General features: G+C 70.4%; 21 protein-coding genes and 1 riboswitch. Of the genes, 14 read left to right on the top strand and 7 right to left on the bottom strand.

Translation table 11 applies throughout. The features are described from left to right. Positions 1 to 57: 57 nt before the first annotated feature. Both BLV31_RS11790 and BLV31_RS11795 read right to left on the bottom strand, forming a co-directional pair. Positions 58 to 333 (bottom strand): Lrp/AsnC family transcriptional regulator, encoded by a 276-nt coding sequence (locus tag BLV31_RS11790; protein WP_006550005.1) that lies wholly within the window; start codon positions 331 to 333, stop codon positions 58 to 60. 32 nt (positions 334 to 365) lie between these two features. Beyond that, positions 366 to 2,114, bottom strand: coding sequence for a DEDD exonuclease domain-containing protein (locus tag BLV31_RS11795; protein WP_072740435.1), 1,749 nt, complete (start codon positions 2,112 to 2,114; stop codon positions 366 to 368). Between the two features lie 449 nt (positions 2,115 to 2,563). Next, a riboswitch (cyclic di-AMP (ydaO/yuaA leader) is annotated at positions 2,564 to 2,728 on the top strand. A 15-nt stretch (positions 2,729 to 2,743) separates the two neighbouring features. On the opposite strand from BLV31_RS11795, the gene BLV31_RS11800 reads away from it, so the two are divergent. The 12 genes from BLV31_RS11800 to BLV31_RS11855 all read left to right on the top strand — a co-directional run bounded on the left by BLV31_RS11800 (position 2,744) and on the right by BLV31_RS11855 (position 13,838). Next, a complete protein-coding gene (locus tag BLV31_RS11800; protein ID WP_024101293.1) occupies positions 2,744 to 3,325 on the top strand; it encodes a C40 family peptidase in 582 nt (193 codons plus the stop codon). Between the two features lie 298 nt (positions 3,326 to 3,623). After that, positions 3,624 to 4,667 carry a C40 family peptidase gene (locus BLV31_RS11805; RefSeq protein WP_006554173.1) on the top strand — a complete coding sequence of 348 codons (1,044 nt, stop codon included), beginning with the start codon at positions 3,624 to 3,626 and terminating at the stop codon, positions 4,665 to 4,667. 76 nt (positions 4,668 to 4,743) lie between these two features. Next, the gene (locus BLV31_RS11810; RefSeq protein ID WP_064061300.1) at positions 4,744 to 6,084 is read left to right on the top strand and encodes a hypothetical protein; all 1,341 of its coding nucleotides are present in this window, start codon (positions 4,744 to 4,746) and stop codon (positions 6,082 to 6,084) included. Positions 6,085 to 6,173: 89 nt separating this feature from the next. Further along, on the top strand, positions 6,174 to 7,343 hold the full coding sequence (locus BLV31_RS11815; protein WP_006554171.1) for a glycosyltransferase family 4 protein: 1,170 nt from the start codon (positions 6,174 to 6,176) through the stop codon (positions 7,341 to 7,343). A 39-nt stretch (positions 7,344 to 7,382) separates the two neighbouring features. Next, on the top strand, positions 7,383 to 7,772 hold the full coding sequence (locus tag BLV31_RS11820; protein ID WP_211269815.1) for a polyketide cyclase / dehydrase and lipid transport: 390 nt from the start codon (positions 7,383 to 7,385) through the stop codon (positions 7,770 to 7,772). A gap of 113 nt (positions 7,773 to 7,885) precedes the next feature. Then, positions 7,886 to 8,323: an SRPBCC family protein gene (locus BLV31_RS11825; protein WP_006554169.1), complete on the top strand. Its 438-nt coding sequence runs from the start codon at positions 7,886 to 7,888 to the stop codon at positions 8,321 to 8,323. Between the two features lie 23 nt (positions 8,324 to 8,346). Further along, on the top strand, positions 8,347 to 9,555 hold the full coding sequence (locus BLV31_RS11830) for an ArsA family ATPase (RefSeq protein ID WP_024101288.1): 1,209 nt from the start codon (positions 8,347 to 8,349) through the stop codon (positions 9,553 to 9,555). After that, entirely contained in the window at positions 9,543 to 9,965 is a 423-nt protein-coding gene (locus BLV31_RS11835; RefSeq protein ID WP_064061298.1) for a hypothetical protein, read from the top strand. Before BLV31_RS11830 ends, BLV31_RS11835 begins: the two co-directional genes overlap by 13 nt. Then, positions 9,962 to 10,939: an ROK family protein gene (locus tag BLV31_RS11840; RefSeq protein ID WP_064061297.1), complete on the top strand. Its 978-nt coding sequence runs from the start codon at positions 9,962 to 9,964 to the stop codon at positions 10,937 to 10,939. The genes BLV31_RS11835 and BLV31_RS11840 overlap by 4 nt, the downstream gene beginning before the upstream one ends. Before the next feature lie 177 nt (positions 10,940 to 11,116). Continuing rightward, positions 11,117 to 11,902, top strand: a complete 786-nt coding sequence (locus BLV31_RS11845; protein WP_006554165.1) for a lysophospholipid acyltransferase family protein — start codon at positions 11,117 to 11,119, stop codon at positions 11,900 to 11,902. Positions 11,903 to 11,906: 4 nt separating this feature from the next. After that, entirely contained in the window at positions 11,907 to 12,398 is a 492-nt protein-coding gene (locus BLV31_RS11850; protein WP_006554164.1) for a polyadenylate-specific 3'-exoribonuclease AS, read from the top strand. A 54-nt stretch (positions 12,399 to 12,452) separates the two neighbouring features. Continuing rightward, entirely contained in the window at positions 12,453 to 13,838 is a 1,386-nt protein-coding gene (locus BLV31_RS11855) for a class II 3-deoxy-7-phosphoheptulonate synthase (RefSeq protein ID WP_006554163.1), read from the top strand. Positions 13,839 to 13,906: 68 nt separating this feature from the next. On the opposite strand, the gene pknB is transcribed toward BLV31_RS11855, so the two are convergent. Continuing rightward, a complete protein-coding gene (pknB, locus tag BLV31_RS11860) occupies positions 13,907 to 15,949 on the bottom strand; it encodes a Stk1 family PASTA domain-containing Ser/Thr kinase (protein ID WP_064061296.1) in 2,043 nt (680 codons plus the stop codon). A 182-nt stretch (positions 15,950 to 16,131) separates the two neighbouring features. Between pknB and BLV31_RS11865 the strand changes: the two genes are divergently transcribed. Further along, complete coding sequence (locus BLV31_RS11865) at positions 16,132 to 16,503, top strand: Rv2175c family DNA-binding protein (protein WP_024101284.1); 372 nt, start codon at positions 16,132 to 16,134, stop codon at positions 16,501 to 16,503. Positions 16,504 to 16,518: 15 nt separating this feature from the next. Here the strand turns inward: BLV31_RS11865 and BLV31_RS11870 are convergent, their stop codons facing one another. The 4 genes from BLV31_RS11870 to BLV31_RS11885 all read right to left on the bottom strand — a co-directional run bounded on the left by BLV31_RS11870 (position 16,519) and on the right by BLV31_RS11885 (position 21,721). Then, a complete protein-coding gene (locus tag BLV31_RS11870) occupies positions 16,519 to 17,457 on the bottom strand; it encodes a phytoene/squalene synthase family protein (protein ID WP_019289765.1) in 939 nt (312 codons plus the stop codon). Beyond that, positions 17,450 to 19,036 carry an alpha-(1->6)-mannopyranosyltransferase A gene (locus BLV31_RS11875; RefSeq protein ID WP_019289764.1) on the bottom strand — a complete coding sequence of 529 codons (1,587 nt, stop codon included), beginning with the start codon at positions 19,034 to 19,036 and terminating at the stop codon, positions 17,450 to 17,452. Before BLV31_RS11875 ends, BLV31_RS11870 begins: the two co-directional genes overlap by 8 nt. A gap of 100 nt (positions 19,037 to 19,136) precedes the next feature. Next, entirely contained in the window at positions 19,137 to 20,669 is a 1,533-nt protein-coding gene (crtI, locus tag BLV31_RS11880) for a phytoene desaturase family protein (RefSeq protein WP_064061294.1), read from the bottom strand. Between the two features lie 5 nt (positions 20,670 to 20,674). After that, positions 20,675 to 21,721, bottom strand: coding sequence for a polyprenyl synthetase family protein (locus tag BLV31_RS11885; RefSeq protein ID WP_064061293.1), 1,047 nt, complete (start codon positions 21,719 to 21,721; stop codon positions 20,675 to 20,677). Positions 21,722 to 21,940: 219 nt separating this feature from the next. On the opposite strand from BLV31_RS11885, the gene metF reads away from it, so the two are divergent. Further along, positions 21,941 to 22,885 (top strand): methylenetetrahydrofolate reductase [NAD(P)H], encoded by a 945-nt coding sequence (metF, locus tag BLV31_RS11890; protein ID WP_170318569.1) that lies wholly within the window; start codon positions 21,941 to 21,943, stop codon positions 22,883 to 22,885. Positions 22,886 to 22,905: the final 20 nt, after the last annotated feature.

Consider the following 22,905-nt stretch of genomic DNA (forward strand, 5'->3'; position numbering starts at 1 on the left):
GACGGGCCCGCACTGCATCGGTGCGGGCCCGGCGGTCGTCGGTGGTGCTGCGGGGTGTCAGTTCCCGATCGAGAAACCGGCCTCGACGTCGGCGCTCGAGTACGACTGGAATGCGATGTGGGTGACGGTCTTCGTCACGCCGTCGATCTTGTTGATGCCCCGGGTGACGACCTCCGCGATCTTCTCGTGGTCGCGGACCCGGACCACGGCCACGAGGTCGACGTCGCCCGCGCAGGAGTACACCGTGTCGACACCGTCGAGGTCGGCCACCGCTTGCGCGGTTTCGGGGATACGGTTCGCCTCGGCGTCGATCAGGACGATCGCGTTGATCATGTGGTCTCCTTCAACCTTCCTCGGGGATTGCATCAGCCTAAGCGGTGCGGGTCGTCGGCGGAGAGGAGCCTGCGGACCGCGCGGGCGTCGCGGGCGAGCTCGGCCCACGTGCTCCACCGGCCCGCACCCCGTGTCGGTTCGCACCAGCCCTCGCTCGCCCGGACGATGCGGATGCCCTCGCCGTCGAGCCAACGTGCGACCAGACCGATCTCCTCCGGGGACGCGCCCCGGAGCGGGCCGGGTGACGGCCGCACCGTCTCGGCCGCGGCGACGATCGCCTCGACGACGGGCATCGGGCGCACACCGCGCGGTGCCACTCCGGCGGACGCGAGACGACCGGCGCGCACGACGGCGAACTCCCACCCGCCCTCGGCCCGCGGTCGCGCGGCGACGAGTTCGTCGACGGCCGCCAGTGCCGCGAGGCGTTGCGTGCGCCGCAGCGCGACGAGGGCGGTGGCGAGGCGGTCGCGCAGGCGGGCGGCGTTCTCGAACAGCTGGTCGCGCACGAGGGCGTCGAGTCGCTGCTGCGCCGATTCGACGGCGTCGTCGGCGGTTCCGCGGACGACCGCGCGCGCACGCTCGACCTGGGCTGCGTAGGCGGAGGCGTCCTGGACCCCGAAGGCGGCTGCGGCGCAGCCCCCGACCGCGACGGGCGGGCAGCGGTCGCCGTGGCGGGCCGTACGGCCGATCCTGCGCGTGCACGTGCGCAGACCGCACATCTCCGCGAGCAGTGCCGCGACATCCGCGGCGTCGGCGCGCACCGAGAACGGGCCGACCGAGTCGGGTCCGGGGGTGCGGCTCACGGCGAGGCGCGGGAACGCCTCGTCGGTGAGGATGATCCACCAACCGCGCATCGGATATTTCGACCGGCGGTTGTAGGGAGGGGTGTGGGCCGCGATCAACCGGAGTTCGCGGACGCCGGCCTCGAGCCCGTGGGCGCATTCGACGTGATCGATGCGTGTGGTGAGCGCGACCATCTCGCGCAACCGCGGTCGCGTCTCGGAGCCCGTGAAATAGGTACGGACACGCCGGTGCAGGTCGACCGCCGTGCCGACGTACAGCACCTCGTCCGACGGGCCGCGGAACATGTAGACACCCGGTTTGCGCGGCAGATGCGCGGCGAGTGCGCGTTTGGCCCTCTGCTCGGCGGTGACCACCGGCATATAGTCGCGCAGTTCGGTGAGGCTGTGGACGCCCTGGTTGCCGACCCGTTCCATGAGGGCGTGCAGGACGTCCACGGTGGCGCGTGCGTCGTCCAGGGCGCGGTGGGTGGGCACGGTGGAGACCCGGAACAGTTCGGCCAGCGCGGACAGCTTCACCGACGGCGCTTCGTCGCGTCCGAGGACGCGGCGGGCCAGCTTGACGGTGCACAGCACCTGGAAGCGGGGCCACGCGAGTTCGCACTGCGCCGTGGCCGCCTCGAGGAAGCCGACGTCGAATCCGGCGTTGTGTGCGACGAGCACCGCTCCGGACGCGAATTCCAGGAAGGCGGGCAGCACCTCCTCGACCTTGGGCGCCGCATAGACCATCGCGGTGGTGATGCCGGTGAGCTGCACGATGTACGGGGGGATGGGTCGCCCCGGATCGACGAGGGTCGCGAACTCGCCGAGCACCTCGCCCCCGCGGATCTTCACCGCGCCGATCTCTGTGATGGCGTCCTCGGCTGCCTTCCCGCCGGTCGTCTCGAGGTCGACGACGACGAAGGTGGTCTCGCGCAGCGGAGTGTCGAGCTCGTCGAAACCGAGTTGCACGCCGAGGGCGGATGGTTGCGGCGAGGTCATGCGGCAGAGCCTAGGAAGCGTCACCGACACGCCGTCGAGCGGGCTTCGGAGCGGGGTTCGGAGCACGGGGAGATGAGGATCACACTGCGTTCTTTTCGGCTCGATGAAGGGTAAACGGAGGCCGGAGAACAGACCGATCGGCCTCCGGGAACGACAATCCGGCGAATCGGGCGCATCGCCTCGTCGACGGTCGATGAGTCAGCGTGCCCTGACCTGGTTCTTCCGGAAGGAACTCGGGTGAAACGGGCGCCGGGCCTCTCCCGAGCGGAGGCGCGCCGGACAGTGGCCGTTACCGCGCCGTTATCGGACCGTTGCCCCGCGACGGCATTCCTCCAGGGGTGGGCCGAGAAGGTCGGGTCGCACGGCAAGGCGGTCGACTTCACCGATGCCGTTTCGTAATCTTTTCGAGACCGAGCGGAGAGTTTCCGCCCCACCCCCGGGTCGGAGCCGCACGGTTACCGCCTAATCGCTTCTCCCGTCTGCGGGAGCGGTGAGCCGGGGACCCACACGTAGTACTCGGGGTGAATCCCCTCCGCTGCTCGCGGGGAGGGGTAGGGCTGATCTTCCGGCCCGAACCCGTCAGCTAACTCGGTCGGCGGGTGAACGGAAGAAACGGAGAACGTCCCCTCGTGGTTTCGAACAACAGCACGCGCACCGTCCGGCGCGCACTCGTCGCCGGTGCCATTGCTCTCGGAGCAGTCACCGTCTCGGCCGGCCCGGCGATGGCCGAGCCGATCAACATTCCCGGTGTCGGAACGTTCGACCTCCCGGCCGGTGTGACCGTGCCGCCGGAGATCGCCAACATCGTTCCGCCGGCCCCCGAGGCCGCCCCCGCGCCTCAGTCCGGTTCCTTCACCGCCCCCTTCAGCTCTGTCGGCCAGCGCGCTGCCGACGCCGCGCAGTCGAAGATCGGTGCCCCCTACGTCTACGGCGCTGCCGGCCCGAGCTCCTTCGACTGCTCGGGTCTCGTGCAGTGGGCCTACAAGCAGGCCGGTCTGAGCGTCCCGCGCACCAGCTACGAGCAGGCCTCCGCCGGTGCCCCGGTGGACGTCGCGGCTCTGCAGCCCGGGGACGTCGTGTCGTTCTACGGCGGCAGCCACACCGGCATCTACATCGGCGGCGGCAACATCGTGCACGCCTCCACCTCGAGCCAGCCGGTCAAGATCGCACCGCTGAACTCGATGCCCGTCGACGGCGCCCGTCGCTTCTGATCGGTCGGCGCCCGTCGCTTCTGATCGGTCGGCGCCCGTCGCTTCCGATCGGGCTGAGCACCCCCGCTCCAGCGCCGACGCACTGCCCGAGGAGGGTGGGTCCGGTACGTACCGGACCCACCCTCCTCGTGTGTCTGCACGTCCTTTCCGATGCAGGAACTGCTTGCACAAACGGCCGCTGCGTGGGAGGGCTACTCGCAGGTAGACACAAACCTATGCAATTCCGTAACCTGATCGAGACCTTTGGGAAAGGATGCGAGCCCACGTGGTTTCCGACAGGACGAAGCACCTCGTACGAGTGCAGGACAGGCGACGGACCGGCCGTCCGGCGCTCGTCGTAGCCCTCGTGATGATGGTCCTCGGTTTCACCCTGGCGCCGGCGACGGCGCAACCCGCAGGGGAGAGCCCGGCAGCACGCCTCGAGCACCTCGCGGATCTGTCGCGTCGCAGCGAACAGGCCACCGAGGCGTTGCACGCCGCCGGGGCCGATCTCGAAGCGAAGGTCGCTGCGCAGCACGAGGCCGAGGTGCGTGCCGGCCAGGCCGACGACGCGCTCGGCGCCGCTCGCGCCGAGATCGCCCGCTTCAAGCCCACCGTCGACAAGCTCGCGCGGGCCAACTACCGCGGTGCGCGCACCAACCGGCTGTTCGCCGTCATGGTGAGCGACTCGCCCCAGCAGATGCTCGACCAGATGGTCCTGCTCGACGTCCTGGGCGAGCAGACCTCGCGTGAGGTCGAGGGCTTCCGGGCGGCCACCGCCGCTGCGGCCGAGGCGGCCGTCGCCGCGCAGCATGCCGCCGACGAGGCGCGTGCCGCCGCCGAGCAGGCCCAGACCCTCCGCGACGAACTCCAGCGGCGACAGGCCGAACTCGAGGAGCAGATCGAAGGGGTCCTGAACGCCTTCGAGGCGCTGAGCGACGCGGAGAAGGCAGAACTCGCCGGCACTCCCTTCCCTCCGGGCCTCGACGCCGAGAAGATCCTGCAGCACCTCGTCCCCGGCAGCAACGGCGCCGCGCTCCGCGCCGCCCTGTCGCGGATCGGCTCGCCGTACGTGTGGGGCGCGACCGGCCCCGACCAGTTCGACTGCTCGGGACTCATGGTGTGGGCGTACAACCAGGTCGGCAAATCACTGCCCCGGTCGAGTCAGGCCCAGGCGCAGGGCGGCATCCCCGTCTCCCGCGACAATCTGCAGCCCGGCGACCTCGTGATCTTCTACGACGACGCCTCCCACGTCGGCATGTACGTCGGCGATGGCAACATGGTGCACGCGTCGACCTTCGGTGTGCCGGTGAAGGTGCAGTCGATCGACCGCTTCCCGTTCCACAGCGCCCGGCGGTACTGACCGGGTAGAGGCGGGATCGCAGCCGGTGGGCGAGGGCGTACGGGACCACCCTCGGACACCGACCTAGACTGACGCGGTGCCCGCGCGATCGTCCTTCACCGCCGGTACCCGCAAGTGGGAACGTCTCGGCCTGGCCGGACTCGTGGTCGCGCTGGTCACGGCAGGACTGCTGCTGGCCGTCGACCCGGTGGACACCGACGACGCCGACAGCCGGGTACGGGCCGAACTGCAGGTCGTGCTCGACGACTGGGCGCACGCCGTCCGGACCGGCGACGACGGGTCCCTCGCGGAGTTGATCGACGACGCGTCTCCGGAACTCCTCGACGCCGAACGGGAGCGGATCGCGGCGATCTCCGCCGTTCCCCTCGCCGATCTCGGCTACGAACTCGCCTCCGAACCCGCGCTGCCCCTGCCGCCCGAGACGATCGCCCGGTTCGCGGCCGACGAGGTACGGGCGCACCGCGTCCACCTGCGGTACGCCGTGGACGGAATCGACGACATACCCACCCGGCGACCGGTGACCGTGCTGTTCGTCCACCGACCGCAGGGCTGGCGGATCGCCGACGACGCACCCGATCTCGCCGGGGCGCAGACCGTCACCTGGCGAGGGCCCTGGGACCACGGCAGCCTCCACCTCGCGACCGCGCAGACCGAGGGTGGTCGCTCGCTCGTGATCGGACACCCGGACAACGCCGCCTTCGTCGACGACCTGGCAGGCGAACTGCCGTCGGTGGTCGAGGCTGTCGACGACCTTTGGGGCGATTCCTGGCCGCGACGCGCACTGGTGGTCGTGACGTCCTCACACGAGGAGTTCTCGCACCTCGTCGGGCCACGACACGACGGCGACGACATCGCGGCCGTCGCGGTCTCCGACGATGTCGACCACGAGCGCGGGATCGCCACCGGGCAGCGCATCGTCTTCAACCCGGCCGCGAGCGACCGGCTGGACGACACCTCTCGCCGGATCGTGCTCGCGCACGAGACGGTGCACGTCGCCGCACGCGCCGGCACCGTGGACGGCTCCCCGATGTGGGTCCTCGAGGGCTTCGCCGACTACGTCGGCCACCGCACGGCCGCGGAGGGCCTCGCCACCGGGCCGGTCGACGTGCAGCGGATCGCGCCGACGCTGACCCGGCAGGTACGGGCGTCGGGTGCACCGACGTCGCTGCCCGCCGACGGCGACTTCATCGGCGACCGGTCGACGCTCGCCTACGAGAGCTCCTGGTCGATCGCCGCGTACACCGCGGACCAGTTCGGACACGACACGCTCGTCTCCCTCTACCGCGCCCTCGCCGCGGGTCCCGTCACCGACGAACACCTCGACGACGTGCTCACAGACCTGCTCGGCGTCGACACCGCCGGCTTCGTGGGCGGTTGGGGTCGCTGGCTCGGAGAGCGCATCCGCGACATCCGCTGACCGGGACGGTCCGGGCCGGGCCCATCGGCACCGTCCGGAGCTCGGGACCCGTCGGCGCCTTCCCGTCGCGCTGCTTCTACGGTGGTCCCATGTCGCGGACCCTGCTGGTGACGAACGATTTCCCGCCCCGACCGGGGGGCATCCAGTCCTATCTGCACGCCTTCGCGAACCAGCTGCCGTCCGACGACCTGGTCGTCTACGCGCCGCGGTGGCGCGGCGACAGCCATGTGAAGTTCGACGCACGAGTCCCCTTCGAGGTCGTCCGTCATCCCACGACACTGATGCTGCCGACACCCGACGTCGCGCGACGGGCCACGCGGCTGCTCACCGAACACGACTGCGACACCGTCTGGTTCGGAGCGGCTGCACCGTTGGCGCTGCTGGCGCCCGTGCTGCGCCGCGCCGGCGCTCATCGCATCGTCGCCAGCACCCACGGCCACGAGGTGGGATGGTCGATGCTTCCCGCCGCCCGGCAGGCGCTGCGGCGGATCGGCGAGCACACCGACACCGTCACCTACGTCAGTCGTTACACGAGGGGGCGGTTCGCCTCGGCATTCGGCCCCGAAGCGGGTCTCGAACACCTGCCGTCCGGGGTGGACACCGACGTCTTCCGGCCCGATCCGGCGGCCCGCGCCGAACTGCGGGCACGTTACGGTCTCGGCGACCGGCCCACCGTGCTGTGTCTGTCGCGCCTGGTGCCGCGCAAGGGACAGGACGTGCTCATCCGCGCGCTGCCCGCGATCCGGAAGCGGATCGACGGTGCCGTCCTCGTCATCGTCGGCGGCGGACCGTACGAGTCGCGCCTGCGGGAGCTCGCGCGCCGCACGGATGTCGAGGAGCACGTCGTATTCACCGGCACCGTGCCGTCGGCCGAGCTCGCCGCGCACCACACCATCGCTGACGTGTTCGCGATGCCGTGCCGGACCCGCGGCGGCGGTCTCGACGTCGAGGGCCTGGGCATCGTGTACCTCGAGGCGTCCGCGACCGGGGTGCCCGTCGTGGCAGGCCGGTCGGGTGGGGCCCCGGAAACGGTGCGCGACGGTCGCACCGGCTACGTCGTCGACGGCACCTCCGTCACAGCCGTCGCGACCGCGGTGTCCGGTGTCCTCGCCGATCCCGATCGTGCCGCCGCGATGGGCGCGGCCGGTCGAGAGTGGGTCTCCAGCGATTGGAGATGGGACGTCCTGGGCGCAAGATTGCGCGGTTATCTCGACGCCTCGGCGCCCCCGAACGAGACGGTGACGCCGTCGGCGGGGTGACCGGACGGGCCGCCGACGCGATATGTGAAGCTGTTCTGCGTGAGCAGCATTCAGGTGGCGGACCAGACCTTCGTAGCGGCGCCTCCGGAGCGCATCGCCGAGGAGGTCGCGGCCCTCGATCGGTGGCGTGCATGGTGGCCCGATCTCGTACTGACCGTGCGGGAGGACCGAGCCGAGAAGGGCATCCGGTGGACGGTGTCGGGTCCGCTCGACGGAACGATGGAGGTGTGGATCGAGCCGGTTCTCGACGGCGCGGTGATCCACTACTTCCTGCACTGCGAGCCGGCCGGTGTCGCGCCCGAGCGGGTGGCGGGTCTCGACCTCGCGGGAATGAACCGTACGCGCCGGGTCCAAGGGAAGGTGATGACCTTCGAGGTCAAGCAGCGTCTCGAGGCCGGTCGTCCGGCAGGTGAACCGCCGCGACGCTGAAGCCACCGAAGGCGCGTCGTCCCGATACCGTTGTTCCCACGGTGTGTGATAGACCCTCGGGGCGGGACTGATCGGTGCACACCCGAGGGACCGAGAAAGGGAGCCGTCACCACATGGCCGAGAAGACGAAGAGGTCGATCACCATCGACGCGCCGGCCGAGCGTGTCATGGAGGTCATCGCAGATTTCGATGCCTATCCGACGTGGGTGTCGGCGGCGAAGACCGTGGAGGTCGTGGAACATCGTCCCGACGGCCGCGCCGAACGCGTGCGCTTCGTCCTCGACGCCGGCATCGTCAAGGACACCTACGTCCTGCGGTACAAGTGGGCGTCCGACAACCGTGCCGTGAGCTGGGAGCTCGAGAGCGGTGAGATCCAGAAGGCCCAGTCCGGCTCGTACGTGCTGACCGAGGCCCCCGGCGGCACCACGGTCGTCGACTACCAGCTCACCGTGGATCTCACGATCCCGATGATCGGTCTGTTCAAGCGCAAGGCGGAGAAGGTCATCACCGACACCGCGCTGAAGGAACTCAAGAAGCAGGTGGAGGGCTGAACGTCCGGCACGCCCCGGCCCGCGTGCGATGGTTCCTCGGAAAGGGCGGTGCCGGGAAGACGACCCTTGCCGCGGCCGAGGCGCTCGCGACCGCCCGTGCGGGAGAACCCGTGCTCGTCGTGTCCATCGACCGGGCGCACTCCCTCGGCGACGTGCTCGACCTGCCTCCGGCCACGAACCGGGACGCCGGCGCGACGGACATCCGCACCGTCGAGGACAACCTCGGCATGGTCGAGATCGACTCGCTGCAGCTGCTCCGCACGCGCTACGCGGTCCTCGCCTCGATGGCGGCGCTCGCCGGGACGCACGAGCACGCAGACCAGTTCGACCTGCCCGAGCCCGACGAACTGACCGGGCTTCCCGGCGTCGAGGAACTGCTCGTGCTCGCCGAGGTCGCGCGACTCGCGGACAGCGGACGGTGGGCTCTCGTCGTCGTCGACGCCCCGGCCTCCGCCGACGCCCTGCGCACCCTCACCGCGCCGCGCACGGTCTCCGATTCGCTGGAACGGATCTGGCCTCAGCACAGCCGGGTCGCGGCGGCCACCGGTCCGGACCCCCGCACGGGTGTCTTCGTCGCGCTGTTCGATCGGTTGCTGTCGGGGATCACCGCGGTACGCGACCTGCTCGACGATCGCGGACGCAGCGCCGCGGTGATCGTGGCGACGCCCGACCGCGCCGGTCGTGCCGAGCTCGCACGGGTGCGATCGTGGCTCGCCCTGTCCGGCATTCGCGTCGACGCGGTCGTCGTCAACGGCGTCGTCCCCGCGGTGGGCGGTTCGGGTGCGGCTGCACGGCTGCTGGCCGATCAACGGGCCGCGCACGAGGCGATCGTTGCCGAGATCGGGGCGGCCGTCACCGACGTTCCCGTGATCGTGTGCGAGCGCCGTGCTGCGGAGCCGGTAGGGTTGGCAGCTCTGGAGGAGCTCGCCACGGCGCTCCGCCGCGATGCACTCGTTCCCTCGTCGGAGACCGACGAGCCGGTCCGGGTGCAGCACGAATCGGGAACGGGGGTGGAGTCGGTGTACGCGATGCGCATGTACCTGCCGCTCGCCGATCCCGCGTCCCTGACACTCGGACGGATCGGCGACGACCTCGTCGTCGGCGCCGACGGCATGCGACGCCGGGTGCGACTCGCCTCGGGGCTGCGGCGGTGCACCGTCTCCGATGCCGAGTTCGACGGAACCGATCTGGTGGTGCGATTCGTACCGGATCCGGCGGTGTGGCCGCTGTGAGGGACGACCACGAAGCCCTGATCTCCGAATTGTTGTTGCTCGCCGACGCCGTGCTCGACCGCGTCGAGGGCACGGTGCAGCAGTTCGTCGCCGCGACCGGCGACGCGTCGGCCCATACCTCCCCCGATACCGCGACCGGTTCGACGGCGCCGGGTGACGCCGAAGCCGCGACCACCCCGAACGGGTGCGCGTGGTGCCCGCTCTGTGCCGCCGCAGCCCTGGTTCGCGGCGAGAACCACGAACTGGTCAGCAGGCTGGCGTCGAAACTGGCGGCGTTGATCGCGTTGCTGCGGAAGTTCCTCGCGCAGTTCCTGCCCTCGACCGGTGGCGTCCCGCCCGAGCCGACCCCTGATCCGCCGACACGGGATCGTCCGGCCTTCGAGCCGATCTCCGTCAACCTCCGCACGTGAACACGCACGACCCCGGGCTCACGGTCGGGATCGACATCGGGGGCACGAGCATCCGCGCGGCAGCCGTCGACCGTAACGGCGACGTCGTCGACAGTGTGCGCACGCAGACGCCGTCCTCCGCGGTCGCCCTCGAGAACGCGCTGCACCGGCTCGTCGAGCATCTGCGTGAGCGCAACGACATCGGCGCGGTCGGGCTGGGGGTCGCGGGTTTCCTCACCGAGGACCGCACCACCGTGCGGTTCGCACCGCATCTGCCCTGGCGCGATACGCCGCTCGCCGAGACGCTCACCGAACGCTTCGGGTTGCCGGTCGTTCTCGAACACGACGCCAATGCCGCGGCCTGGGCCGAGTACTGCTTCGGCGCCGCCGCGGGCAGCACGATCGCGGTGATGGTCGCGCTCGGAACGGGCATCGGCGCGGCCCTGCTGCTCGACGGCAGGATCTATCGCGGTGCCTACGGTGTGGCGCCCGAACTCGGTCACCTGCAGGTCGTGCCCGACGGGCGGCCCTGCCCGTGCGGCAAGCAGGGATGTTGGGAGAGGTATTGCAGCGGAACGGGTCTCGTGGACACGACCGTCGAGATGCTCGCGGCCGAACCCGGGCGGTCCGTTCTCGCGGGCGAGATCGCCTCGGATCCCGGATCGCTCACCGGCCGACGGGTCGCCGGTGCGGCCCACGACGGCGACCCCGTCGCTCTCGCGGCCTTCGACGATTTCGCCCGCAGGCTCGCGCTCGGACTGGCGCTCGTCGCCGACGTCTACGACTCCGAGCTCGTCGTCATCGGGGGAGGGGTCTCCGGTTCCGCGCCGTTGTTCCTCGACGCCGCGCGCGAGCACTACGCGGCCGTGACCACCGGCGCCGGCCATCGTCCTCTCGCGCGCGTCCGGGTCGCGCAGCTCGGCGACGCCGCCGGGCTCATCGGTGCCGCCGATCTCGCCCGATCCGCGATCGAAACCTCACGACCGCCGCTGTAGTCGGATTCCACTGGAGGTGAGATTCGCCGGAGGTGAGATTATCGTCACGTCGACGTTGAAAGGGTGGGGTCGAGCACTGGGGCGATGTGCGAGGGGCAGTCGCGTCGTCGTAGAGTCGACCGGCGGGCGGTGCTGCACCGATCCGTGTGGGGGATGATCGGATTCGGGAAGGATGCCATGTGGTACTGGCTGTTCAAGTACGCCCTCCTGGGGCCGCTGCTGTGGCTCATAGGACGTCCGAAGTTCGAAGGCGGCGAGAACATTCCGGCGCACGGACCGGCGATCCTGGCCAGTAACCACCGGGCCGTCCTCGACTCGTTCTACCTTCCCCTCCTCGTACGTCGGCGCATCACCTTCCTCGCGAAGAGTGAGTACTTCACCGGCACCGGACTCAAGGGCGCCTTCCAGCGCTGGTTCTTCTCGTCCGTCGGGCAGGTCCCCATCGACCGCACCGGCGCCGACGCCGCGCAGGATGCGCTCAACGCCGGGGTCCGGGTGCTCGGCCAGGGCAAGCTGCTCGGCATCTATCCCGAGGGCACCCGCTCACCCGACGGACGCCTCTACAAGGGCAAGACCGGCCTCGCGCGACTGGCGCTGGAGACCGGCGTCCCCGTGATCCCCGTCGCCATGATCGGCACCGACCGGATGAACCCCATCGGGTCGAAGATGTGGCGACCGGCGAAGATCACCGTCCGGATCGGTGAGCCCATCGACTTCTCCCGGTTCGAGGGCATGGGCGGAAACAGGTTCGTGGAGCGCACAGTCACCGACGAGGTCATGTACTCGCTCATGCAGCTGTCGGGCCAGGAGTACGTCGACATCTACGCCGCCTCCCTCAAGAACAAGGGCTCGGCGGACGAGTCGGGGGTCGGGGACACGGGCGCGTCGACGAACGGCAGTGCCGCGACCCCGCCGCAGGACGGTCCCGTCGCGGACCGCGTTCCCGACACGCGTGCCGGGTGAGCAGGTGCGCTACTTCTACGACTGCGAGTTCATCGAGGACGGACGCACGATCGAACTCGTCTCGATCGGTGTCGCCTGCGAGGACGGCCGCGAGTTCTACGCGGTGTCGACCGAGTTCGATCCGACCCGGGCCGGAGCCTGGGTGCGCCGCAACGTCCTCCCGAAGCTCCCGCCCCCGGCGCACCCCGCCTGGAAGTCGCGATCGAGGATCCGCGACGACTTGCTGAAGTTCCTCGTGCCACGACCGGGCATCCGGCCCGAACTGTGGGCGTGGATCGGAGCCTACGACCACGTCGTGCTCGTCCAGCTGTGGGGCACCATGCCCGAACTCCCGGACGTCCTGCCCCGCTTCACCCGCGAGCTCCGGCAGTATTGGGAGGACTCGGGCTCACCGCCCCTGCCCCCGGCGCCGGACGACAACCACGACGCCCTCGCCGACGCCCGCCACAACCTCGCAAAGTTCGAAGCGATCGAGGTTGCTCGCCGGTCGCGGTGACGCGGGTAACGGGGTGCTGCGCCGCTTCCGGCCGTCACGCCATATCCTGGACGGGTGAACTGGACTGTCGACGTGCCGATCGACCGCTTGCCCGAACTTCCCCCGTTGCCCGAGGAGCTGCGTGCCAACCTCGACGCGGCGCTTGCAAAGCCGGCGCTGCAGCAGCCCAGCTGGCCCGAGGAACAGGCCGCGGCGATGCGCACCGTGCTCGAGAGCGTGCCTCCCATCACCGTGCCCCGCGAGGTCGAGGAGCTGCAGAACCAGCTCGCCGCCGTCGCTCGGGGTGAGGCCTTCCTCCTCCAGGGTGGCGACTGCGCCGAGACGTTCGCGGACAACACCGAGCCGCACATCAAGGGCAACATCCGCACGCTGCTGCAGATGGCGGTGGTGCTGACCTACGGTGCGTCGACGCCGGTCGTGAAGGTCGCGCGGATCGCCGGCCAGTACGCCAAGCCGCGTTCGTCCGACACCGACGCGCTCGGTCTGCCGTCCTACCGCGGCGATATGGTCAACTCGCTGGTCGCCGATGCCGAGGTGCGCAGGCACGATCCGTCGCGCCTCGTGCGCGCCTACGCGAACGCGAGCGCCGCGATGAACCTCGTGCGTGCCGTCACCGCCGCCGGTGAGGCCGACCTGCACCGCGTGCACGACTGGAACCGGGCCTTCGTCTCGGCCTCGCCCGCCGGTGCCCGCTACGAGGCGCTCGCCTCCGAGATCGATCGTGGTCTGCGATTCATGGACGCTTGCGGTGTCATCGACCCGAATCTGCGCGCGGCGACGATCTATGCCAGCCACGAGGCTCTCGTCCTCGACTACGAGCGCGCGATGCTGCGCCTCGACAATTCGGGCGACAAGCCGCGCCTGTACGACCTGTCGGCCCACTTCCTGTGGATCGGTGATCGCACCCGCCAGCTCGACGGCGCGCACATCGCGTTCGCGGAACTGCTGTCGAACCCGATCGGTCTGAAGATCGGTCCGTCGACCACCCCGGAGATGGCCGTCGAGTACGTCGAGCGCCTGGATCCGCACAACACGCCGGGCCGACTGACCCTGATCTCCCGGATGGGTCACTCGAAGGTCCGCGATCTGCTGCCCGGCATCATCGAGCGCGTCGAGGCCTCCGGTCACAAGGTGATCTGGCAGTGCGACCCGATGCACGGCAACACCCACGAGGCGTCCACCGGCTACAAGACCCGTCACTTCGACCGCATCGTCGACGAGGTGCAGGGCTTCTTCGAGGTGCACCGCGCGCTGGGCACGCATCCGGGTGGCATCCACGTCGAGCTCACCGGTGAGGACGTCACCGAGTGCCTCGGCGGTGCCCAGGACATCTCCGATCTCGACCTGCACGGTCGCTACGAGACGGCGTGCGATCCGCGGCTGAACACGCAGCAGTCGATCGAACTCGCGTTCCTGGTCGCGGAGATGCTCCGCGGTTGATCGCAGTGGAGATGCTCCGCGGTTGATCGCAGTGGAGATGCTCCGCGGGTAGGGGACAGGCGGTCGGATCAGGGCAGTGCGGTCAGCGTGACCGTGCTGCCCTGTTCTGCTCTCCGCCCCGCCCCGGGATTCTGGCCGATCACGACCGAGCGGTCGGAGTCGCCGAGTTGCCGCACCTCGACCTCGAATCCGAGGCGGGTGAGCTCGTCGCGGGCCGAGCCCACCGAGCGTCCCAACATCGACGGCACCTTCACTGCATTGGATACAAGGAGGGTGACGGTTCCGCCGGCGCTGACGTCTTCGCCCTCCTCCGGGTCGGTGCCGATGACCCGCCCCTCGTCGACATCGGCGTCGAAGACCTCACGGATGTCCCCGACGGTCAGGCCTGCCTCGTCGAGGATGCGACGCGCCTCGTCGACCGGGCGCCCGGTCAGATCGGGCAGGGTCACGGGCGGCGATCCCTTGCTGATCACAAGCGCGACCTCGGACCCCACGGGCAGGACGGTGCCGGGCGCGGGGTCGAGCGCGGCCACTCCGCCCTCGGGCACCGTGGTGCTGAACGCGGTACCGCCCTCGACCGGTTCGAAGGTGCGGCTCCGCAGTTCGTCCTCGACGACGGATCTCTCACCGGCGCCGGGAATGGACGGGACGGTGGGTCTGCCGAGCGACACGAGCAACGCGATCGTGTCGCCGTCGGGCACGCGTGAGCCCGCGGTGGGGTCGGTGCCGAGGACGGTGTCGACGGGAACGTCGTCGGAGTACTCGCCCCGGATCTCGCTGGACAATCCGGCCGTCTCGATCGCGGACACGGCCGCCGCCTTGTCGAGTCCCAGCACGGTCGGGACGTCGCTGAGCCGGCCGGCGCCGAGCCACCACCCGGCGATCCCCATGAACAACGCGAGCACGATGATCGCGGCGATCCAACCGGCGGCGGACCGGCGCTGACGGCGGCGGTCGACGGCGTAGTCGGGCGGGGGCGCCACCGGTTCGGTGTCGGGACGCGGATGGGTGCGGGTCGCGACCCGGGTCGGGTGCGGGCGCGTGGCCGGTGCATTGGGGCCGGGCGTGGCCGGCACGGCGGTCTGCACGGTCGTCGGAGCATGCGAGTTCGCGGCCGAGCCGGTAAGCACCGTCGTCGCCGGAGCAGGATCGGCAGGCCCGGAAGCGGCGCCGTCGATGGTGCGGGTCGGTGCCGCGGCATCGGGATCCACCACGGGTGGCGTCCGCACCGCGGATCGTCTCGGAGCCGGAACCCGGTAGCGGGGGAGATCGAGCGTGTCGCATATCTCGCCGAGCGCGACGGCCATCACCTGCGCGTCGGCGTAGCGTTCCGTCGGTTCGCGTTCGGTGGCCCGGCGGACGAAGGCGTCCAGTTCGGGAGGAACCCCGTCGATGGCCGAACTCGGATCCGGCACGTCCTTCTCCACGCGCTGGTACGCCACCGACAGGGACGTGTCGCCGGTGAAGGGAGTGCGGCCGGTGAGCATCTCGTACACGAGCACACCGGCGGAATAGACGTCGCTACGCGCGTCGGCGCTGCCGATGGTCACCTGCTCCGGAGACAGGTACGCCGCGGTGCCGAGGATCACGCTGCGCGAGGTGGTGGTCGCGGCGGCGACCGCCCGGACGAGCCCGAAGTCGGCGATCTTCACCTCACCGTTGCCGGAGATGAGGATGTTCTCGGGCTTGATGTCGCGGTGCACGAGACCCGCCCGGTGGGCGACGGCCAGAGCCCCGAGGACCGGTGCGGCCACGGCGGCCGCGGCGTGCGGCGGCATCGGCCCGCGTTCGCGCAGCAGCTCGCGCAGGGTGCCGCCCTCGACGAGCTCCATCACGAGGAAGACGTGATCGCCGTCCTGGCCCTGGTCGTAGACCGCGACGAGCCCGGGATGCGTCAATCGCGCGACGGATCTGGCCTCGAACTCGAACCGTGCCAGGAATTGGGGATCGGCCGCGAACTGCGGATCCATGATCTTCACGGCGACGGGACGGTCGAGACGCATGTCGGTGCCGCGGTAGACGGTCGACATGCCGCCCCGCGCGATCTGCGATTCGATGCGATAACGCCGGTCGAGCACGACGCCGACCAGTCGGTCGCCTCCAGCGGTCACCCGGTGTACCCCCGTGTCTCGTGCGTGATGGTGGGACGCCGGTACCCGGGCCTTCGAGGTATCGACGTGACGAAGCTCCGGCTCCGCGTGTGCGGAGCGATTTCGTCCCCGTCGATCGTAGCCAGCTCCCGTGGACGGTAGCCGCGTAGCTGCCTGCGCGGCCGCAGCGATAACGTGGTGGGGTGAGTGCAATCCCTTACTGCGACGACGTTCTCGACCGCTCCGTGCCTGTGGTGCAGCTCGTCGACGTGGCCAAGAGCCTCGGCGTCGCCACCTCCCGCGTACACCAGATGGTGCGCGACCGGCAGCTGCTGGCGTTCAAGCGCGACCGCGTGCCGGTCCTGCCCGAGGCCTTTCTCGACGAGGAAGGAAACGTTCTCAAGGGTCTTCCGGGCCTGATCGCGGTGCTGCACGACGGCGGTTACGAGGACGACGAGATCCTGCGGTGGCTCTTCGCCGAGGACGATTCTCTTCCCGGTGGATGCCCTGTGGCCGCGATGCACACGCAGTCCGCGCGCGAGGTCGTGCGGCGGGCGCAGGCGCTCGCCTTCTGAGTCTCCGGGGCGTCGTTACCGCTTCCGGAGCAGTGAGCCGGCGACGTACTCGGTGATCATGACCGCGGCGCGCGTGCGGCGCGGAACCGTCGCGCGCCGGTCGAGCACCCGGAACCCGCTGCGTTCGACCTCGTCGAGAATCCGCCCGTAGAGCGTGAAGGCTGCGCGGATACCCGGCCGGATCCGGTCGGGGAGTACCTCCAGCCCGGGTTCGGCTTTGCGATATTCGGCGCGGGTCAGCGCGACCGCGTGGGCGAGTGCCCGCCGGACCCTCGGGTCCATCGCGCCGGTGCGCCGGCATTCCTGCAGCAGGTCGATGTCGACCCCGAAGGCCGACCACAGTTCGAGCGGGATGTAGAGACGTCCGCGTTCGAGGTCCTCGCCCACGTCGCGGATGAAGTTGGTGAGCTGGAACGCCGCCCCGAGCGCGGCTGCGGCGGGCGGGGCGGCCGGATCGTCGACGTCGAGGATCGGCAGCAGTTCGAGACCGATCACCGCCGCCGAGCCGTACATGTACTCGCGCAGTTCCTCCATGGTCCCGTAGCGGGGCCGGAACTCGGGCGTGCCGGGCACGTCCATGCGCATGGATCGGATGAACGCCTCGAAATAGTCGATCGGGATGCGGTACTGCCCGATCGTGTCGGCAAGCGCGCGGACCACGAGACCGGTGTGGTCGAGCGGGCCGGGAGCGCCCGCGAGTGCGGCGTGCAGACGGCTGTGCGCGTCGTCGACACCACGGATCGCGGCCTCCGGGTCGTCCACGGCGGTGACGTCGACGATGTCGTCGACGTGTCGGGCGAAGCCGTAGAGCGCGTGCACGGCGTGTCGTCGCGAGGCGGGCAGCAGCCGGGTCGCGAGGTTGTAGGTGCGTCCGTGTTCGGCGGTGAGCTCGGCGCAGTAGGCGTAGGCCCGGGTGAGATCGTCGGCCGCGATCCCCGTGGGGCGCTCAGGCACGGTCGTCCAGGGCAGCGCCGGCGGGTGATGCCGGTCGAGGTCGTAACCGCAGGCGCAGCGGGTCGTAGGTGACCAGCGAACGGGCCGCGACGATCGAGGCGAACACTGCGAGCGCGACGTGCGCGATGTTGTACATCCCGATCGACCCGTCGGGGTTGAAGATCAACATCAGCCATGTCGACAGTGCGACGAGCACCATGAGCACCCGGGGCGACATCGCGAAGGCGGCGGCGACGGCGAGCGGCCAGGAGTAGTACCAGGGCAGCGCGGCGGGCGACAGCAGGGTCACCGCAGTCAGCGCCACGACGATCCCGAAGATCGCGTCGCGCTCGGTGCGGCGGAAGCGCCACCACGCCCACACGAGGATCACCACCAGCGCGATCGCGCAGAGCATGCGTGTGATGTCGAGGACCGATCCGAGCCGCCACGGAGTGACCCAGGTGACGGCGTGCGCCATCATCGTCGGCAGCGACAGCCAGTTGATGATCTTCGACGAGCCGGACAGGGCGGTGAGCCAGCCGATGCCGACACCGGCGAGCAGCGAGGTGCCACCGAAGACCGCGGCGAAGACCCCCAGTCCCAGGCCGACGGCCTTGGCGAACAGGCGCACGGGCGCTGCCGGTTCGCGTCCCTCGGCAAGCGCACGATCGCGTTCGTGGATCATCCACACCCACACCAGGAAGGGCAGTGCCAATCCTGCGGTGGCCTTGATCGCGGCGCCGAGGGAGACCAGGGCGATGCCGCCGAGGTGCCGGCCCTCGAGCACGAACACGATGCCGGCGATCATGAGACCGACCATCAGCAGCTCGTTGTGCACACCGCCGACGAGGTGGATCAGTACGAGCGGGTTCAGCACTGCGAGCCACAGGGCAATCGCGGGATTTCCGCCCATGCGACGGGCGAGTTTCGGCACGGCCCACGCCATGAGTGCCAGGCCGGGAAGCATGGTCAGGCGCCACAGCCAGGTGCCCGTCACCACGTTGTCGTCGGTGATGGACGTGATGCCCGCACCGAGCAGCAGGTGGACGGGCCCGTAGGGCGTGGTCGTCGTTGTCCACACATTGCTGACGTTGTCGAGCAGGACGCCCGGATTGACGACCGGGCCCACCTCGTACGGGTCGAAACCGTCGCGCAGCAGTGCGCCCTGCGCGAGGTAGGAGTAGGCGTCGCGGCTGAACATCGGTGTCGCGACCAGCAGGGGAGCGGTCCACGCGGGCAGCACCGTCCACAGATCGCGCACCGTGACGTGGCCGGCGAGGGTCGCCCGGCCGACGCGCACCCACGCTGCGATCATGAGGAGCACACCGACCCACAGGATGATCCGCGAGAGCAACTGGCCGTGGCCGAACCGCAGCCACGACAGATAGATGTCCTCGAGCAGCGGGTCGATCCGCCGGACACTGCCCGATCCGAAACTGCCGAAGGTCATGAGTACCGCGCCCCACGCGCCGAGCAGCGCGGCATGGCCGGCGGGACTCCTCAGGAATGCGTGCTTCGGACGCTCACCCTTCGGTGCGGCCGTCCCCTCCGGCGCGGGCGAGGTCTGCGGTTCGGCGTCGGGCGAGGCAGGGGACGACATCGGTACGGTTCCTCCCCCGTGGACGTGTGGATGCGCGGCGCGCAGATAGCTGGCGAACGAGGACAGTTTAGTGGAGACGCGGAGCGTGGTGCGCCCGGTGTCACCGCCTTCGCGGAACACCGAGCCGTTCGGCGGCGAGCCTTCCGGACAACAGGACGGTGGGGACACCGACGCCCGGCACCGTCGCCGACCCCGCGAGCACCACGCCGGGAACGGCCGGATCGAGGTTGCGGCGCCGGAACGGTCCCGTCTGCCGGAAGACGTGAGCGCTCGAGAACGGGCTGCCCGCCTGCATGCCACGAGCGTGCCAGGTGGCCGGCGTGTCGATGTGGTCGACGCGGAAACCGTCCGTGATGCCGCCGTATCCGCGGCGGTCGAGGACGTCGAGCAGTTCGTTGCGATAGGGCACCGCGAGCTCGGCCCAGGCGAGCGGAGCGCTGTCGAGGTTCGGGCATGGCGCCAGCACCGACAACGGTTCGTGCTCGACGCCCTCACGGGTGAATCGCAGGCCGGGATCGGACAGTGCCGGTCGCGTGATGAGCAGCGAGGGATCCGACATCGGCCGGCCGCGTCCGCGGCTGCGGGTGATCTCCGCGAAGGTGCGGTCCCACTCCCCGCCGAAATCGATCACGTGGTGGTGTTGCGCCGCCCAGCCACGGGTCACCCCGGTGGGGATCGACCCGTGCAGCACGACGGCCGACGGCGCGGCCAGCGTGCGGCGGCACCGTCGGCGCGGCAGCAATCCGTCGACCACCGGGGTGTCGGGGGTCAGGACGGCCGCGTCGCACGGGAAGCGCTGTCCGTCGCGGGTGCGGACGCCGTCGACCCGACCGGCGGAGAGGTCGAGCGAGGTCACCTCCCGGCCGAGTTCGAGCCGTCCGCCGGTCTCGACGAACGCCGCGGCCATCGCGCGGGCGACCGACCGCATGCCGCCGTCCACCGCGTACACGCCCAGCGACGTGTCCATGTGGGCGATGGCCCCGTAGACGGCGAGGGCCCGTGCCGGAGCGACCCCCGCGTACAGCGCCTGGAAGGTGAAGACGCGGCGCAGGCGCGGGTCGGTGACCCTGCGGTTCACCTGCGCGCCGAGCCTGCCGAACCCGCCCAGTCGGAGCAGACGCGCCAGATCGCGCAGCGCCGCCGGGGACGAGACCAGGTCGAGCGGCGAGTCGAAACTCGCGTCCATGAAGCGGTCGAACTCGGCGTCGAAGATGTCGGCGAGCCACGCGCGCAACCCCAGATAGCGGCGTGCCTCGTCGGGACCGCACACCCGTGAGATCTCCGCGACCATGGCGTCGGGGTCGGAGTGCACGTCGATCGAGGTGCCGTCGGCGAACCGCGCGTGGTAGGCGGGGGACAGTCGCCGGGTGCGCAGGGCCGGCCGGACGGAGTTGCGGTCGGTGCCCACCGCGGCGAGCGCGTCGTCGATCAACTCGGGCATCGTCAGCACGGTGGCGCCGTTGTCGATCTCGTAGCCCGGGCCGTGATAGCTGCCGACCCGGCCGCCGACGTCGTCGGCGCGTTCGAGCACCGTGACGTCCTTACCGGCGCCGCGCAGGTACAGTGCCGCCGACAGACCGGCGAGACCGGCACCGACCACGACGACCCGGTCGGCGCCGGGAACGGTCCGCACCGCCCTCACGCCACCCGTCGCGTCGCCGCGACCGCCGACTCGCGCAGAAGGGCCTTGCCCTCCTCGGTGGCGCCGGACGCCTCGAGCGCCTCGAACGCGCTGTCGGTCAGTTCCGAGATGCGGTCCTCGATTCGGGCGACCGCGCCGAGATCGACGAGCAGCGAGCGGAGGTGCTCGACCTGCGCGTCGGACAGATCGGTCCCGATCGAGGTGCGCAGCAGCTCGGCCGCGGCCGGATCGGAGGCATCGGCCGTCTCCAGTGCCAGCGCGTACAGGACGGTCCTCTTGCCCGAGCGCAGGTCGTCGCCCGAAGGCTTGCCGGTGACCTTGGGGTCGCCGAAGACACCGAGCAGGTCGTCGCGCAGCTGGAACGCCAGGCCGATGTCGGTGCCGAAGCGGCGGTATGCGGCGATGAGGTCGTCGTCGGCGCCGGCGAGGGCAGCGCCGATGTGCAGGGGGCGTTCGATCGTGTACGCCGCGGTCTTGAACCGGTTGACCCGCGTAGCGGCCTCCACCGATTCGTCCGCCGCCACTTCGTTGGCGATGTCGAGGTACTGCCCGCCGAGCACTTCGGTGCGCATCGCGGTCCAGGCCGGGACCACGCGCGCGACGGTCGCGGGGTCGAGCCCCGCCGAGTGCAGCATGTCGTCGGCCCAGACCAGGGCGAGGTCGCCGAGCAGGATCGCGACCGACTCGCCGAACTGCTCCGGCCTGCCGTGCCAGCCGGCCTTCCGGTGCTGCTCGGTGAACTCGACGTGCACGGTGGGGAATCCGCGGCGCGTGGTGGAGGCATCGATGATGTCGTCGTGGACGAGCGCCGCGGCCTGCACGAGCTCGAGCGCGGAGCACGCCTGCAGGACGGCCTCGGCGTCCGGCCCGGTCGGGTCACCACCGGCGCCGAGCCAGCCCGTCCAGGCGAAACGCGGACGCACCCGCTTGCCGCCGCGCAGCACGAATGCCTCGAGCGTGTCGACGGCCTGCCGGTATCCATTGCCCACCGAGTCGACCAGGTCGGAGCGTGAGGTGAAGAACTGCCGGAGGGAGTCCTCCACCCGATGGGGGAGCTGCTCGGCAGACAGGTGAACGGCGCCGGTAGACAGGACGAAACCTCCAGGTCGATGGGTGACGGCACCTCGGAGGCGGGTGAGCCGGAGGTGCCGCGACCAGCCTATCCGCACAGTCGGGTCGTCGCCGGTAGCGACCGCCCCGGGGGCGCCAACTATGCTGGACCGGTGACAAGCGACTTCGTCAGGGCAACCGAGGACGGCGGGATTTCTCGGACCCCGTCGATCGTGGACCGTCTCGGGTCCGCGCGTTCGGGCCGCATTCCGTTCTCCGTCGAGTTCTCCCCGCCTCGCGACGCCGAGGCCGAGGGACGACTGTGGCGCGCCGTGCGGACGTTCGAACGTCTCGGCCCGGCCTTCGTATCGATGACCTACGGCGCCGGGGGCTCCACCCGCGACCGTACGGTCCGGGTCACCGGACGCCTCGCCGAGGAGACCACCCTCCTGCCGGTCGCGCACCTCACGGCCGTCGGGCACAGCATCGACGAACTGCGCGCGATGGTCGGCGCCTACGCCGACCGCGGCATCACCAACATCCTCGCGCTGCGCGGTGACCCGCCGGGCAACCCGCTCGGCGAGTGGGAAAAGCACCCCGAAGGTCTCGAATACGCCGACGAGCTCGTGCGTCTGGTGCGCGAGCTCGGCGACTTCCACGTGGGCGTCGCGTCGTTCCCCGAAGGACACCACCGGTCCCCGGACCTCGATCACGACACCCGCTATCTCGTGCAGAAGCTCCGTGCGGGTGCCGAGTACTCGATCACCCAGATGTTCTTCGACGTCGAGCACTACCTGAGGCTGCGCGACCGGGTCGTGGCCTGCGACGCCGAGCAGGGGCTCAAGCCGATCATCCCCGAGATCATGCCCATCACGTCGCTGCGCTCGGCGCGGCGCAGCCTCGAACTGTCGGGTTCGCACCTGCCGCCCGTTCTCGAGGAGCGGCTGCGGCGCGCGGCAGGCGACGGTCCGGAGGAGAACCGCGCCGCGGTGCGCGAGGTGGGTATCGAGGTGGCGACGGAGATGTGCGAGCGGCTGATCTCCGAGGGTGCGCCGTGCCTGCACTTCATCACGCTCAACTTCGCCCGCGCGACCGGCGAGGTGCTCGACCGCCTCGGCTACGAACTCGAAGCTCCCGCCGCGGTGCAGCCGGCCTGACATCCGGCCCGCGCCGGTTC

Origin of the sequence: Rhodococcus pyridinivorans, from assembly GCF_900105195.1 — a bacterium.
GTDB classification, from domain to species: domain Bacteria; phylum Actinomycetota; class Actinomycetes; order Mycobacteriales; family Mycobacteriaceae; genus Rhodococcus; species Rhodococcus pyridinivorans.

Bases quoted from the DNA above. Each gene is read 5' to 3' on its own strand.
- BLV31_RS11790 (WP_006550005.1), bottom strand. From the start codon at position 333: ATGATCAACGCGATCGTCCTGATCGACGCCGAGGCGAACCGTATCCCC.
- BLV31_RS11795 (WP_072740435.1), bottom strand. From the start codon at position 2,114: ATGACCTCGCCGCAACCATCCGCCCTCGGCGTGCAACTCGGTTTCGAC.
- BLV31_RS11815 (WP_006554171.1), top strand. From the start codon at position 6,174: ATGTCGCGGACCCTGCTGGTGACGAACGATTTCCCGCCCCGACCGGGG.
- BLV31_RS11825 (WP_006554169.1), top strand. From the start codon at position 7,886: ATGGCCGAGAAGACGAAGAGGTCGATCACCATCGACGCGCCGGCCGAG.
- BLV31_RS11845 (WP_006554165.1), top strand. From the start codon at position 11,117: ATGTGGTACTGGCTGTTCAAGTACGCCCTCCTGGGGCCGCTGCTGTGG.
- BLV31_RS11875 (WP_019289764.1), bottom strand. From the start codon at position 19,036: ATGTCGTCCCCTGCCTCGCCCGACGCCGAACCGCAGACCTCGCCCGCG.